Below are 14,452 nucleotides of genomic sequence, written 5' to 3' on the forward strand. Positions count from 1 at the left end.
ATGTCGCCTCGCCTGGTACTCATCGGCCCGCCGGGAGCGGGCAAGTCGACGATCGGACGTCGGGTCGCGAACGCACTCGAACTGCCACTGCTCGACACCGACGCCGAGATCGAGCGTGTGACCGGCCGGACGATCCCCGAGATCTTCTCCCAGGACGGCGAACCGGCCTTCCGGGAGATCGAGGAGGAGGTCGTCGCGCGGGCCCTCGACACCCACGACGGAGTGGTGTCCCTGGGCGGAGGAGCGATCCTCTCGGAGCGCACCCGCGCGCGACTGGCCGGCCACACCGTCGTCTATCTCGAGATCAGCGTGGCGGAAGGACTGCGTCGCACCGGCGCGGTCGGCGCCGCCGGAACCAGGCCGTTGCTGGCCGGCGGTGATCCGGCCCAGAAGTACCGCGACCTCATGCGTCGCCGCCGCCCGTTGTACCGGCAGGCGGCGACCATCCGGGTGCGCACCGACGGCCGCAGCCCCGGGCGGGTCGTCCAGCAGGTGCTCGCCAAACTCGAAGCGGCGGACGCCGCCACCAGCCAGACCATCAGCGAGGATCGGAGCCCCACACCGTGACCGAACCGGTACGCATCGACGTCGAGACCGCCCAGCCCTACCCGGTGATCATCGGCCGGGGACTGCTCGGCGACGTCGTCGAAGAACTGTCCGGCACGCGGACCGTCGCGATCTTCCACCAGCCGACGCTCACCGCGACGGCCGAGGCCGTGCGGGAGGCGCTCGCCGAGACCGGCATCGACGCCCACCGCATCGAGATCCCCGACGCCGAGGACGGTAAGGAACTCGCCGTCGCCGGATTCTGCTGGGAGGTGCTCGGCCGCATCGGCCTGACCCGCTCGGATGCCGTCATCAGCCTCGGCGGCGGTGCCGCCACCGATCTCGCAGGCTTCGTGGCCGCGACGTGGATGCGCGGCGTGCGGGTCTACCACATCCCCACCACGCTGCTGGCGATGGTCGACGCCGCCGTGGGCGGCAAGACCGGCATCAATACCGAGGCGGGCAAGAACCTCGTCGGGTCGTTCCACGAGCCGTCGGCGGTCTTCGTCGACCTCGCGACCCTCGAGACGGTGCCGCGCAACGAGATCGTGGCCGGCCTCGCCGAGGTGATCAAGACCGGCTTCATCGCCGATCCGGTGATCCTCGACCTGATCGAGGAGAACCCCGAGGCCGTGCTCGATCCCGCCGGGAGGGTGCTGCCCGAGCTCATTCGGCGCTCGGTGGAGGTCAAGGCGAAGGTGGTCGCGGCCGACCTCAAGGAGTCGAGCCTGCGCGAGATCCTCAACTACGGTCACACGCTCGGCCACGCCATCGAGCGTCGCGAGCGGTACCGCTGGCGTCACGGCGCCGCCGTGTCGGTGGGCCTGGTCTTCGCCGCCGAGTTGGGCCGGCTCGCCGGGCGTCTCGACGACGCCACCGCCGATCGGCACCGCGCGATCCTCGAATCCGTCGGCCTGCCGACCACCTACGATCCCGATGCCTTCGGCGATCTGCTCAAGGGCATGCAGACCGACAAGAAGAACCGTGCCGGCATGCTCCGGTTCGTCGTCCTCGACGGGCTCGCGAAGCCCGGCAGGCTCGAAGGACCCGACCCGACCCTGCTCGCGGCGGCCTACTCCGAGGTCGCGCGCCAGGGCAAGGCCGACGCGGGAACCGTCCTGCTCTGACCTCCGCGTAGTCAGACCGTCCGGTTCGACGCGGGCGGTCTCCACGACGGGTCGCGCCCGGTGAGTCCGATCAGGCGTTCCAGCGGCGGGGCGTCCTCGCCCACCCGGACGGCCGGACCGAACAGGCCACCCCCGTCGGCGACGCGTTCCTCGTCGGTGATGCTCTCCGCGAATGCGGTACACGCGGCGATCTCGTCGGGCTCGCAGGAGTACTGCTGTCCCGTGGCGACGGCGAGGTCCCAGCCGTGGACGACGAGTTCGTCGAGCGTGACGAGTCCGGCGACCGGCGCGGGCAGGTCGAGGCCGCCCGCACGCGTCATGCCCTCCCACGCTGCGGGATCGCTCCACGCTCCGCGAAGTTCGCCGAGCCGATGGGGAACGAGACGCCGCCAATCCGGCGGCAGTTCGCTCGTGAGCTGCGGGGGAATGTCGGTGTACGGGCCGATGTCCTTGCGCGCGGCCGCGGTGAAGGCGAGCGACAGGCCCAGCACGTGGTCGACGAGCGCACCGACGGAGGTCTCCGAGCACGGTGTGGGCCCCGCCAACTGTGCGTCGTCGATCCCCGCCAGGATGCGTTCCATGCGGCGGGTCGCGGGAGTCAGGTCGAGCGTCTCGGTGGTGTCGGTCATGGCCAGCTCCTCGAGGTCGGTTACGTGTACCGACCGTCACCGCGCCGAAAACTGAGCGCCCGCCCATGCGGGGCGGGCGCTCAGCAGTGTTGCGGTCTCAGTGTTGCGATGTCACTGCTTCGGATCGATCCTCGGGAACACCTCGGTGGGAGAGTCGTCGCTGCGCCAGGCGGGATCGGCCTGCTGTGCGGAGTTCACGGGCGCCGAACCCGCGGACGCGGTCGCTGCGACCCCTGCGGGCTCGTGGTGCTCGTGGTGGACGGACCAGTCGTCGTCGCGAGCGGCCTTGCGCTCGTTCCGGCGCGCGAAGAACCGGCCCAGCGTCACCGCGGCCATCGCCGGCAGGAACACCATGAGCACGGTGAACGCGGCACCGGAGGTGATCTCGAAGAACAGGGAGGTCACGCCCACCGGGATCGGGGTGACGGTGTCGACGAGCCAGGTGAGGACCCCGCCGACGAGTCCGGTGACCGCACCGGCGGCGAGCCAGCGCATCGTGAGGTCGTCGCCCTCGTCGGCGTCGGGATGGGCGCGGTGGTCGCGGATGCCGTCGAGGCCGGCCCAGACGAACGCTGCGACGACCACCACGGCGAAGCCCAGCCAGCGCAGTACCGATCCCTGCAACGGCCACTGGATGAGAGCGGCACCGAGCAGGACGCGCACGACCACGTGGACCAGGGCGAGCCCGAGTCCGCGGAGCAACCAGGGTTTCATGTACCTCAGCGTAACGGGTGGCGAAGCCGACAGTGTGTCCCGTCCCACAGCCGTGATCGCGGTAGGTTGAGCGATATGTCTGCCGACCACGCCTCCCGCCGGCGCGCGCTGCGTGCGCTGCTCGCCGAACGCGAACTCGATGCGCTGCTGGTGACCGATCTGACCGGTATCCGCTATCTCACGGGCTTCACGGGATCCAACGCGGCGCTGATCGTCTCGAGCGAGGACGACGAGAACGAGACGCGCACCGTCATCTGCACCGACGGCCGCTATGTCACGCAGGTGGGGGAGCAGGTCCCCGATCTGCGGGCCGTGATCGCCCGGTCGTCGGCCGCGCACCTCGTCACCGAGTTCGGAACCGGTTCTGCGCGTTGGGGATTCGAGAGCCACGTCGTCACGGTCGACGAACGGTCGCGGTGGGACGATCTCGGCGTGTCCGTCCGCTTCGTTCCCGCTCCCGGGCTCGTCGAGCAGCTGCGGGCCGTGAAGGACGAACACGAGATCGGCCTGCTGCGCGACGCGTGCGGTGCGGCCGATCGCGCACTGGCGGATCTCATCGCGGCGGGCGGGCTGCGTCCCGGGCGAACCGAGAAGGAGGTCGCCCGCGACCTCGAATGGCGCATGTTCGAGCACGGCGCCGACGGCATCTCCTTCGAGACGATCGTCGCCGCCGGCGCCAATTCGGCGATCCCGCACCATCGCCCGACCGGCGCGGTCCTCGCGGAGGGCGACTTCGTGAAACTCGACTTCGGGGCGCAGATCGGCGGCTACCACTCCGACATGACGCGCACCTATGTGCTGGGCCGGGTCGCGGACTGGCAGCGTGATCTGTACGAGCTGGTCCTGCGTGCGCAGCAGGCCGGACGCGAGGCGCTCGCCCCCGGTGTCGACTGCGCCGCGGTGGACGCCGCGGCGCGCACCGTGATCGCCGAGGCGGGCTACGCCGACCTGTTCCTGCACGGGCTCGGTCACGGGGTCGGGCTCGAGATCCACGAAGCACCCGGAATCGGTGCGGCGGCGACCGGTACACTTGTCGCCGGTGCGGCGGTGACCGTCGAGCCGGGTGTGTACTTCTCGGGGCGCGGAGGCGTGCGGATCGAAGACACGCTCGTGGTGCGGGAGCATACTCCGGAGTTGCTCACGCTCACCGACAAGACATTGACCGTCGTTTGAGGGCGGTTCCTCGACCCTAGGAGACACGAACCAAGTGGCTGATACCAGTGACTTCAAGAACGGCCTCGTTCTGAAAATCGACGGACAGCTCTGGCAGATCATCGAGTTCCAGCACGTCAAGCCGGGCAAGGGCCCCGCCTTCGTGCGCACGAAGCTCAAGAATGTGACGTCGGGCAAGACCGTCGACAAGACCTGGAATGCCGGTGTCAAGGTCGAGACCGCCACCGTCGATCGCCGCGACATGACCTACCTCTACAACGACGGCACCGACTACGTCTTCATGGACGGCGAGACCTACGACCAGATCACCATCTCGCCCGAGCTGCTCGGCGACAGCGCCAACTTCCTCCTCGAGAACATGCCCGTGCAGGTCGCGACGCACGAGGACGTTCCGCTGTTCGTCGAGCTCCCGGTCACGGTCGAGCTCGTCGTCCAGCACACCGATCCGGGCCTGCAGGGCGACCGCTCCACCGGTGGCACCAAGCCTGCGACCCTCGAGACCGGTGCCGAGATCCAGGTCCCGCTGTTCATCAACACCGGCGACAAGCTCAAGGTCGATTCCCGTGACGGCAGCTACCTCGGGCGAGTGAATTCCTGAGTGTCCGGTAACCAGAAGAAGCTCGGGGCCCGCCACAAGGCCCGCAAGCGGGCCGTGGATCTGCTCTTCGAGGCGGAGGCCCGCGACGTGCATCCCGTCGACCTCGCCGCCGATCGCGTCGAACTCGCGATCGACGACGACCAGGTCGCGCCGGTGCCGGCATACGCGCAGACCATCATCCGCGGTGTCGCCGACAATCTCGACGAGACCGATCGGGTGATCGCCGATCACCTGCACGAATGGACGCTGGACCGTCTCCCCGCAGTCGACCGCGCGATCCTGCGCATCGCGGTGTGGGAGCTCTTCCACGCGACCGACGTGCCGCCCGTGGTGGCCGTCGACGAGGCGGTCGAGCTGGCGAAGCAGCTGTCCACCGACGATTCGCCGGCCTTCGTCAACGGGGTGCTCGGTCAGATCGTCGCCGTCGCCGACCAGGTGCGTGCAGCTGCCGCTGCCACCCTCGTCCGGCCGGCGCAGGAGTCGCAGGATCAGGGCTCGGACGAGTCCTGAATTCGTCACCCTCTTCGGGTGAGCGACGACACGAGGCACCGTGAGCGGGCCCGGTGGGAGTCTTCCCGCCGGGCCCGCTCACGCATCCGGGGTCTGTGTTGCGCTTCACCCGTCATCCGTGCCGGGGCGGACGTCGACGCTGATAGGCTCGACAACTGTCAGGCATCCTTTAACGATCCGTCCAGTGAGGCGGAGAAGGAGGTCGCTGCATGGCCGTGTCCGAGGACGGGTCCACAGCTTCTACCCCCACTACGTCTTCCGGTACCGGCGTGCCGGCGCGTGAGCTGCTCTCCGCTGCCGACGTCCACCGGACGATCTCGCGCATCGCGCACCAGATCATCGAGAAGACCGCGCTCGACACCCCCGAGGACGCACCGCGTGTCGTGCTCCTGGGCATCCCCACCCGCGGGATCACCCTCGCCCAGCGCCTCGCCGACCGCATCGAGGAATTCGCCGGCGTCCGTGTCCCGGTCGGCTCGCTCGACATCACGCTCTACCGCGACGACCTCCGCACGAAGCCGCACCGCCCGCTGGAGCGCACCTCGGTGCCCGAGGGCGGCGTCGACAACACCCTCGTCGTCCTCGTCGACGACGTCCTGTTCTCGGGACGCTCCGTCCGCGCCGCGCTCGACGCCCTGCGCGATCTCGGCCGACCCCGCGCGGTGCAACTCGCGGTCCTCGTCGACCGCGGCCACCGCGAACTGCCGCTGCGCGCCGACTACGTCGGCAAGAACGTGCCCACCGCGCGCAGCGAGGACGTCCGCGTACTGCTGACCGAACACGACGGGCGCGACGCCGTCGAGATCTCCGGAGGCAAGTCCCAGTGAAACACCTGCTCACCATCGCGGATCTGACGAAGGACTCCGCGACGGGGCTTCTCGACGAGGCCGAGCGGTTCGAGCAGGCACTGCTCGGGCGTGAGGTGCGCAAACTCCCCACGCTGCGCGGCCGCACCATCATGACCGTCTTCTACGAGAACTCCACCCGCACCCGCGTGTCCTTCGAGGTCGCCGGTAAGTGGATGAGCGCCGACGTCATCAACGTCTCGGCGTCCAGCTCGTCGGTGAAGAAGGGCGAATCGCTGCGCGACACCGCCCTGACGCTGCACGCCGCCGGCGCCGACGCGCTGGTGGTCCGTCACTCCGCCTCCGGTGCCGCACACCGGATCGCGCAGTGGACCAACGAATCCGGCTCCGGACCGGCCGTGGTCAACGCCGGCGACGGCACCCACGAACATCCCACCCAGGCCTTGCTCGACGCGCTCACCCTGCGCCAGCGTCTCGGCTCCATCGAAGGGCGCCGGATCGGCATCGTCGGCGACGTGCTGCACAGCCGCGTCGCCCGGTCGAACGCGCTGCTGCTGAGCATGCTCGGCGCCGAGGTCGTGCTCGTCGCTCCTCGCACCCTGCTGCCGGTGGGGGTGGAGACCTGGCCGGTGACGGTCGCCGATTCGCTCGAAGCCGAACTTCCCACCCTCGACGCGGTCATGATGCTGCGCGTGCAGGCCGAGCGCATGAACGGCGGGTTCTTCCCGTCCGCCCGCGAGTACTCGATCCGATACGGGCTCAACGCCAAGCGCGCGGCGTTGCTGCCGGAGCACGCCGTGATCCTGCATCCCGGCCCGATGCTCCGCGGCATGGAGATCGGCTTCCCCGTCGCCGACGCCCCACAGAGCGCTGTGCTGCAGCAGGTGAGCAACGGTGTCCACGTGCGGATGGCGGTGCTCTTCCGCCTGCTCGTGGGCACGGAAGGGAACCTGTCGTGACCCACACTTCCCACCCGGGAGACACAGGAACAGGAGTGACACAGGTGACGCCGCAGGTGCTCATCCGCAACGTCCGCCTCTACGGCGAGGGCGACCCGGTCGACGTGCTGCTCGGCGACGAGCAGATCCTCGCGATCGGCACCGACCTCGAGGCCGACGCCGACGCGGAGATCGTCGACGGCACCGGGCAGATCGTGCTCCCGGGCTTCGTCGACCTGCACACGCACCTGCGTGAACCGGGCCGCGAGGACACCGAGACCGTCGATTCGGGCTCGGCTGCCGCGGCGCGCGGCGGGTACACCGCGGTGTTCGCGATGGCCAACACCGATCCGGTCGCCGACTCGGTGGTCGTCACCGACCACGTGTGGCGCCGCGGCCGCGAGGTCGGGCTCGTCGACGTCCACCCCGTGGGTGCCGTCACCGTCGGACTCGAGGGCAAGCAGCTCGCCGAGATGGGCACGATGGCCGCCGGCGTCGGGGGCGTGCGGATGTTCTCCGACGACGGCAAGTGCGTCTACGACCCGCTGCTCATGCGTCGCGCGCTCGAGTACTCCGCCTCGCTCGGGGTGCTCATCGCCCAGCACGCCGAGGAACCGCGGCTGACCGTCGGTGCCGTCGCGCACGAGGGACCGACCGCGGCGCGTCTCGGCCTCACCGGCTGGCCCCGCGCCGCCGAGGAGTCCATCGTCGCCCGCGACGCGCTGCTCGCCCGCGACGCCGGAGCCCGCGTGCACATCTGCCACGCGTCCACGGCCGGCACCGTCGAACTCGTCCGGTGGGCACGCTCGCAGGGCATCTCGATCAGCGCCGAGGTCACGCCGCACCACCTGCTCCTCGACGACTCGCGTCTCGAGAGCTACGACGGCATCAACCGGGTCAATCCGCCGCTGCGCGAGCGATCCGACGTCGAAGCGCTGCGCCGCGGCCTCGCGGACGGGACCATCGACTGTGTGGCCACCGACCACGCCCCGCACGCCGAACAGGACAAGTGCTGCGAGTTCTCGCAGGCGCGTCCGGGAATGCTCGGGCTCGAGACGGCGTTGTCCGTCGTGATCGAGACGATGGTCCGGCCGGGCCTGCTGGACTGGCGCGGCGTCGCGAAGGTCATGAGCGAGCGTCCCGCGGAAATCGTGGGCCTCGACGATCAGGGCCGGCCCCTCGAGGTGGGCGAACCCGCGAACATCGTGCTCGTCGACCCGGATACCGAGTGGACGGTGCACGGCCCCGACCTCGCGAGCATCTCCCACAACACGCCCTACGAGGACATGACCCTGCCGGGCCGGGTCACCACCACCGTGTTGCGCGGGCGGATCACCGCTCGCGACGGTGCGGTGTTCCCGCGCTCGACCGAAAGGTAGGAACCGACATGGATCGCTTCTTCATCACCGTCGGTTTCCTCGCGCTCTGGGTCGTGCTCGTGCTGCTGATGTGGAAGGGCTGGAAGGGACGCGCCCGACGTCAGCAGGACGCGGTCGGCGAACTGCCGACCGTGCCGGCCGAGCTGGGGGAGCGGCTCGTCGAACCGACCACCGGTCTATACGTCGGCAGCACGCTCGCGCCGAGCTGGCAGGACCGCATCGCGGTCGGCGATCTCGGCCACCGCGCCAACGCGGAACTGACCCGATACCGATCCGGTGCCCTGCTCGAACGCGACGGTGCGTCCCCGATCTGGATCCCGCAGGACTCGATCCGCGCGATCCGCACCGAACGCGGTCTGGCGGGCAAGGTCATGTCCAAGGACGGGGTGCTGGTCATCCGCTGGCAGCTGCCCTCGGGCACGGAGGTCGACACCGGCTTCCGCGGTGACGACAAGTCGATCTACCCGCTCTGGACGAACGGGTCGGACGAAAAATCTTGAGACGGTGACGATCACAACGACGATGACGATCACGACGAACAACACGACGATCACGACACGCGAGATCTCAGCCCGTGCGGCCGGCTCTGGTGCGGTCGATAAGAACGGAGACAACGCATGAGCGGCAGAACATTCGGCGGCGGCACGGCTGTGCTGGTCCTCGAGGACGGACGGGTCTTCCGCGGCATCCCCTTCGGTGCGGTCGGACAGACCCTCGGCGAGGCCGTCTTCAGCACGGGTATGACCGGCTACCAGGAGACCCTCACCGACCCCAGCTACCACCGGCAGATCGTGGTGGCCACGGCCCCGCAGATCGGCAACACCGGCTGGAACCATGAGGACAACGAGTCCGTCGGCCCCACCGGCGACCACACCGAGTCCAAGATCTGGGTGGCCGGCTTCATCGTCCGCGACCCCTCGCGTCGCGTGTCGAGCTGGCGCGCCACCGGCTCGCTGCAGGACGAACTCGAGCGGCAGAACATCGTGGGTCTCGCGGGTATCGATACCCGCGCACTCGTGCGGCACCTGCGCACCCGCGGTTCGATGCGCGCCGGCATCTTCTCCGGCGACGCCCTCGCCTGGAAGGGTGACGACCTCGACATCGACGTCCTGCTCGACCGGGTGAAGAGCCAGCCCTCGATGCTCGGCGCCGACCTCGCCGGCGAGGTGAGCACCACCTCCGGTTACGTCGTCGAACCGACCGACGGGGACGCGCGCTTCACCGTCGCGGCCATCGACCTCGGCATCAAGACCAACACCCCGCGCATGTTCGCCCAGCGCGGCATCCGGGTGCACGTGCTGCCGTCCACCGCGACGCTGCACGACATCCTCGACCTGAAGGCCGACGGCGTCTTCCTGTCCAACGGCCCGGGCGACCCGGCGACCGCCGACGGCGCGGTGCACCTGACCAAGGAAGTGCTCGGCCAGGGACTGCCCCTGTTCGGCATCTGCTTCGGCAACCAGATCCTCGGCCGCGCGCTCGGCCTGGGCACCTACAAGATGAAGTTCGGTCACCGCGGCATCAACATCCCGGTGGTCGAGCACGAGACCGGCCGCATCGCGATCACCGCGCAGAACCACGGGTTCGCGCTCGAAGGCGAGGCCGGCCAGGAGTTCGACACCCCGTTCGGTCGCGCAGTCGTCAGCCACACCTGCGCCAACGACGGTGCGGTCGAGGGCGTCAAGCTCCTCGACGGCCGTGCCTTCTCCGTGCAGTACCACCCCGAAGCGGCGGCCGGACCGCACGACGCCGCCTACCTGTTCGATCGTTTCACCCGCATGCTCGAGGGAGAGAAGAACTGATGCCACGCCGTACCGACCTCTCCCACGTCCTGGTCATCGGGTCCGGCCCGATCGTCATCGGACAGGCCTGCGAGTTCGACTACTCGGGCACCCAGGCGTGCCGGGTGCTCCGCGAGGAGGGCCTGCGCGTCTCCCTGGTCAACTCGAACCCGGCCACGATCATGACCGACCCCGAGTTCGCCGACTCGACCTACATCGAGCCGATCACCGCCGACTATGTCGAGAAGGTCATCGCGACCGAGCAGGCCAACGGCACCCCGATCGACGCGGTGCTCGCGACCCTCGGCGGCCAGACCGCCCTCAACACCGCCGTCGCCCTGTCCGAGCGCGGCATCCTCGACAAGTACGACGTCGAACTCATCGGCGCCGACTTCGACGCGATCCAGCGCGGCGAGGATCGGCAGAAGTTCAAGGACATCGTCGCCAAGTGCGGCGGCGAGTCCGCCCGCTCGGCCGTCTGCTACACGATGGACGAGGTCCGCGCGACCGTCGCCGAACTCGGCTTCCCGGTCGTCGTGCGCCCCTCCTTCACGATGGGTGGCCTCGGCTCCGGCATGGCCTACAACGATGCCGACCTCGAGCGCATCGCCGGTGGCGGCCTCGCGGCCTCGCCCACCGCGAACGTGCTCATCGAGGAGTCCATCCTCGGCTGGAAGGAATACGAGCTCGAGCTCATGCGCGACGGCGCCGACAACGTCGTCATCGTCTGCTCGATCGAGAACGTCGACCCGGTCGGAGTGCACACCGGCGACTCGGTGACCGTCGCTCCCGCGATGACGCTCACCGACCGCGAGTACCAGAAGATGCGCGACCTCTCGATCGCCATCCTGCGCGAGGTCGGTGTCGACACCGGCGGCTGCAACATCCAGTTCGCGATGGACCCGCGCGACGGCCGGCTCGTCGTCATCGAGATGAACCCGCGCGTGTCGCGGTCGTCGGCCCTCGCGTCGAAGGCCACCGGCTACCCGATCGCGAAGATGGCCGCCAAGCTCGCCATCGGCTACACGCTCGACGAGATCGTCAACGACATCACCAAGGAGACCCCGGCCTGCTTCGAACCGAGCCTGGACTACGTCGTGGTCAAGGCCCCGCGGTTCGCCTTCGAGAAGTTCCCCGGCGCCGACGGCACCCTCACCACCACGATGAAGTCGGTCGGTGAGGCCATGTCGATCGGCCGCAACTTCTCCGAGGCCTTCGGCAAGGTGCTGCGCTCGCTCGAGACGAAGTCCGCCGGCTTCTGGACGGGCCCCGAGGTCGAGGGCACCCTCGACGAGATCCTCGAGGAGATCCGCACCCCCACGGACGGCCGGTTCTACCGGATCGCCCGGGCCCTGGAGCTCGGTGCGACCGTCGAGCAGCTCTTCGACGCCACGAAGATCGACCCGTGGTTCCTCGAGCAGTTCGCGCACATCGTCGAGCTGGGCCAGGACGTCCGCAACGCAGAGCAGTTCGGTGCCACCGAGCTGCGCTACGCCAAGCACCACGGATTCTCCGACCGGCAGATCGCAGCCCTGCGCCCGTCGCAGTTCGCCTCCGAGGACGACGTGCGCGCCCTGCGTCAGGAGCTGGGCATCCACCCGGTCTACAAGACCGTGGACACCTGCGCCGCCGAGTTCGAGGCGAAGACGCCGTACCACTACTCGACCTACGAGCTCGACCCCGCGGCCGAGTCCGAGGTCGCGGAGCAGCGCGACAAGCCGAAGGTGCTCATCCTCGGTTCCGGCCCCAACCGCATCGGCCAGGGCATCGAGTTCGACTACTCGTGCGTCCACGCCGCGCTGACGCTGTCCGAGGCCGGCTACGAGACCGTGATGGTCAACTGCAACCCCGAGACGGTCTCGACCGACTACGACACCGCCGATCGCCTGTACTTCGAGCCGCTGACCTTCGAGGACGTCCTCGAGGTCTACCGCGCCGAGTGCGAGTCCGGCACCGTCGCCGGCGTCATCGTCCAGCTGGGCGGCCAGACCCCGCTCGGCCTGGCGCGTCGCCTGAAGGCCGCCGGGGTGCCGATCGTCGGTACCTCCCCGGAGGCCATCGACCTCGCAGAGGACCGCGGCGAGTTCGGCCGCGTGCTCGACGAGGCCGACCTGCCGGCCGCGAAGTACGGCACGGCCACCACCTTCGAGGGTGCACGCGAGATCGCCGCCGGCATCGGATACCCGGTGCTGGTGCGCCCGTCCTACGTGCTCGGTGGTCGCGGCATGGAGATCGTCTACGACGAGAAGGCGCTCGAGACCTACATCTCCAACGCCACCGAGATCTCCGACGACCGCCCTGTGCTCGTCGACCGCTTCCTCGACGACGCCGTCGAGATCGACGTCGACGCACTGTGCGACGGCACCGACGTGTACATCGGCGGGATCATGGAGCACATCGAGGAGGCCGGCATCCACTCCGGTGACTCGGCGTGTGCGCTGCCGCCGATCACCCTGGGCCGCGCCGACATCGAGAACGTGCGCCGCTCGACTGCGGCGCTCGCGAAGGGCATCGGTGTCAAGGGCCTGCTCAACGTCCAGTACGCGCTCAAGGACGACATCCTGTACGTCCTCGAGGCGAACCCCCGTGCCTCCCGCACGGTGCCGTTCGTGTCCAAGGCCACCGCGGTGCAGCTCGCCAAGGCCTGCGCCCGGGTGATGCTCGGCGAGTCCATCGCCGAGTTGCGTGCCGCGGGCATCCTCCCCGCCGAGGGCGACGGCAGTGACATCCCCCTCGACGCACCGGTCGCGGTGAAGGAAGCGGTGCTGCCCTTCAACCGGTTCCGACGTGCCGACGGCACGGGCATCGACACCCTGCTCAGCCCGGAGATGAAGTCCACCGGTGAGGTCATGGGCCTCGACGACGACTTCGGAACCGCATTCGCGAAGAGCCAGACCGCCGCCTACGGCTCCCTGCCGACCTCCGGCACGGTCTTCGTCTCGCTCGCGAACAAGGACAAGCGGTCGATGATCTTCCCGGTCAAGCACCTCGCCGACCTGGGCTTCCACATCATGGCCACTGTGGGAACCGCAGAGGTGCTGCGCCGCAACGGTGTTCCGTGCGAGCAGGTCCACAAGGTGTCCGGTGAGGACAAGCCGGAAGGCGCGCTCGACGTCGTCGACCGCATCCGTGCCGGCGATGTGGACATGGTCATCAACACCCCCTGGGGCAACGCCGGTCCGCGCGTGGACGGTTACGAGATCCGCAGCGCGGCGGTCGCCGCGAACATCCCGTGCGTCACCACGGTGCAGGGTGCCTCCGCGGCCGTGCAGGGTATCGAGGCGGCACTGCGCGGCGAGATCGGAGTCAGCTCGATCCAGCGGATGCACGCGCGGCTGCGCGGCGTGCCCGCCGAACAGGCGTGACGCCCTTCGGGCAGCGACTCGCGGACGCCCTCGGGCGCCGCGGGCCGCTGTGCGTGGGCATCGACCCGCACCCGGGGCTGCTCACCGCGTGGGGGCTCGACGACGACGCCGACGGCCTGGCCCGGTTCAGCGAACTGTGCGTCGAGGCCTTCGGCGACACCGTCGCGGTCGTCAAGCCGCAGGTGGCGTTCTTCGAGGCGTACGGCTCCGCCGGTCTCGCGGTGCTCGAACGCACCATCGCCGACCTCAGGGAGGCGGGAGCGCTCGTCCTCGCCGACGCCAAGCGCGGCGACATCGGCTCCACGATGGACGCCTACGCGCGCACCTGGCTGTCGGACGGCTCTGCGCTGCGTTCGGACGCGGTGACCGTCTCCCCGTACCTGGGGTTCGGTTCGCTCGCCCCGGCGCTCGATCTGGCTGCCGGAACGGGCCGTGGGGTGTTCGTGCTCGCGGCGACCTCCAATCCCGAGGGCGCCCAGTTCCAGCGCGCACGGCTCGACGACGGGCGCACCGTCGCGCAGGTCGTGGTGGACGAGTGCGCTGCCCGCAACAGCGCTGCCCGCACGGACGGGGCCGCAGAACTCGGCTCCGTGGGTGTGGTGGTCGGTGCGACCCTCGCCGAGGCACCGGACCTGTCCGACCTCCACGGGCCCATCCTGATGCCCGGAGTGGGGGCCCAGGGCGGCACTGCCGACGACGTGCGACGACTCGTAGGCGACCATCTGCGCGCGGTGGTGCCCAACGTCTCACGTGACGTGTTGCGGGCCGGCCCGTCCGTCGCCGACCTGCGGGCCGCCGTCGCCCGCACCCTGGACGGCTTCGCCTTCCTCACGAGCTGAGACGTTCGACTCTCGTGCCCGGATCGCCATGCGCGGTCCGGGCACGA

Annotated in this window: 14 protein-coding genes; 12 read left to right on the plus strand and 2 right to left on the minus strand. The window is 69.5% G+C overall.

Annotated elements, in window-relative coordinates:
• On the plus strand, nucleotides 1–567 hold the full coding sequence (locus AC0LPE_RS10570; RefSeq protein WP_016691666.1) for a shikimate kinase: 567 nt from the start codon (nucleotides 1–3) through the stop codon (nucleotides 565–567).
• Nucleotides 564–1,673: a 3-dehydroquinate synthase gene (gene aroB / locus AC0LPE_RS10575; RefSeq protein ID WP_490606160.1), complete on the plus strand. Its 1,110-nt coding sequence runs from the start codon at nucleotides 564–566 to the stop codon at nucleotides 1,671–1,673. Before AC0LPE_RS10570 ends, aroB begins: the two co-directional genes overlap by 4 nt.
• Nucleotides 1,674–1,684: 11 nt before the next feature.
• Here the strand turns inward: aroB and AC0LPE_RS10580 are convergent, their stop codons facing one another.
• Complete coding sequence (locus AC0LPE_RS10580; protein WP_490606161.1) at nucleotides 1,685–2,302, minus strand: TIGR03086 family metal-binding protein; 618 nt, start codon at nucleotides 2,300–2,302, stop codon at nucleotides 1,685–1,687.
• A 111-nt stretch (nucleotides 2,303–2,413) separates the two neighbouring features.
• On the minus strand, nucleotides 2,414–3,016 hold the full coding sequence (locus AC0LPE_RS10585; RefSeq protein ID WP_490606162.1) for a B-4DMT family transporter: 603 nt from the start codon (nucleotides 3,014–3,016) through the stop codon (nucleotides 2,414–2,416).
• A gap of 75 nt (nucleotides 3,017–3,091) precedes the next feature.
• Between AC0LPE_RS10585 and AC0LPE_RS10590 the strand changes: the two genes are divergently transcribed.
• From AC0LPE_RS10590 to pyrF, 10 genes are all read left to right on the plus strand, one after another.
• The gene (locus AC0LPE_RS10590) at nucleotides 3,092–4,189 is read left to right on the plus strand and encodes a M24 family metallopeptidase (RefSeq protein ID WP_490606163.1); all 1,098 of its coding nucleotides are present in this window, start codon (nucleotides 3,092–3,094) and stop codon (nucleotides 4,187–4,189) included.
• A gap of 34 nt (nucleotides 4,190–4,223) precedes the next feature.
• Nucleotides 4,224–4,787 carry an elongation factor P gene (gene efp, locus AC0LPE_RS10595; RefSeq protein WP_006551441.1) on the plus strand — a complete coding sequence of 188 codons (564 nt, stop codon included), beginning with the start codon at nucleotides 4,224–4,226 and terminating at the stop codon, nucleotides 4,785–4,787.
• Nucleotides 4,788–5,297, plus strand: a complete 510-nt coding sequence (nusB, locus tag AC0LPE_RS10600) for a transcription antitermination factor NusB (RefSeq protein WP_016691671.1) — start codon at nucleotides 4,788–4,790, stop codon at nucleotides 5,295–5,297.
• A gap of 209 nt (nucleotides 5,298–5,506) precedes the next feature.
• Nucleotides 5,507–6,124 (plus strand): bifunctional pyr operon transcriptional regulator/uracil phosphoribosyltransferase PyrR, encoded by a 618-nt coding sequence (pyrR, locus tag AC0LPE_RS10605; protein ID WP_024100783.1) that lies wholly within the window; start codon nucleotides 5,507–5,509, stop codon nucleotides 6,122–6,124.
• Nucleotides 6,121–7,062 carry an aspartate carbamoyltransferase catalytic subunit gene (locus AC0LPE_RS10610; protein ID WP_016691672.1) on the plus strand — a complete coding sequence of 314 codons (942 nt, stop codon included), beginning with the start codon at nucleotides 6,121–6,123 and terminating at the stop codon, nucleotides 7,060–7,062. Before pyrR ends, AC0LPE_RS10610 begins: the two co-directional genes overlap by 4 nt.
• A gap of 44 nt (nucleotides 7,063–7,106) precedes the next feature.
• Nucleotides 7,107–8,420, plus strand: coding sequence for a dihydroorotase (locus AC0LPE_RS10615; RefSeq protein WP_006551445.1), 1,314 nt, complete (start codon nucleotides 7,107–7,109; stop codon nucleotides 8,418–8,420).
• An 8-nt stretch (nucleotides 8,421–8,428) separates the two neighbouring features.
• On the plus strand, nucleotides 8,429–8,920 hold the full coding sequence (locus tag AC0LPE_RS10620) for a PH-like domain-containing protein (protein ID WP_059381367.1): 492 nt from the start codon (nucleotides 8,429–8,431) through the stop codon (nucleotides 8,918–8,920).
• Nucleotides 8,921–9,037: 117 nt separating this feature from the next.
• Nucleotides 9,038–10,222 (plus strand): glutamine-hydrolyzing carbamoyl-phosphate synthase small subunit, encoded by a 1,185-nt coding sequence (gene carA / locus AC0LPE_RS10625; protein ID WP_033096601.1) that lies wholly within the window; start codon nucleotides 9,038–9,040, stop codon nucleotides 10,220–10,222.
• Complete coding sequence (gene carB, locus AC0LPE_RS10630; protein WP_490606164.1) at nucleotides 10,222–13,566, plus strand: carbamoyl-phosphate synthase large subunit; 3,345 nt, start codon at nucleotides 10,222–10,224, stop codon at nucleotides 13,564–13,566. Before carA ends, carB begins: the two co-directional genes overlap by 1 nt.
• Nucleotides 13,563–14,405 carry an orotidine-5'-phosphate decarboxylase gene (gene pyrF, locus AC0LPE_RS10635; RefSeq protein ID WP_490606165.1) on the plus strand — a complete coding sequence of 281 codons (843 nt, stop codon included), beginning with the start codon at nucleotides 13,563–13,565 and terminating at the stop codon, nucleotides 14,403–14,405. The genes carB and pyrF overlap by 4 nt, the downstream gene beginning before the upstream one ends.
• Nucleotides 14,406–14,452 lie beyond the last annotated feature (47 nt).

The organism is Rhodococcus sp. S3 (genome assembly GCF_058211795.1).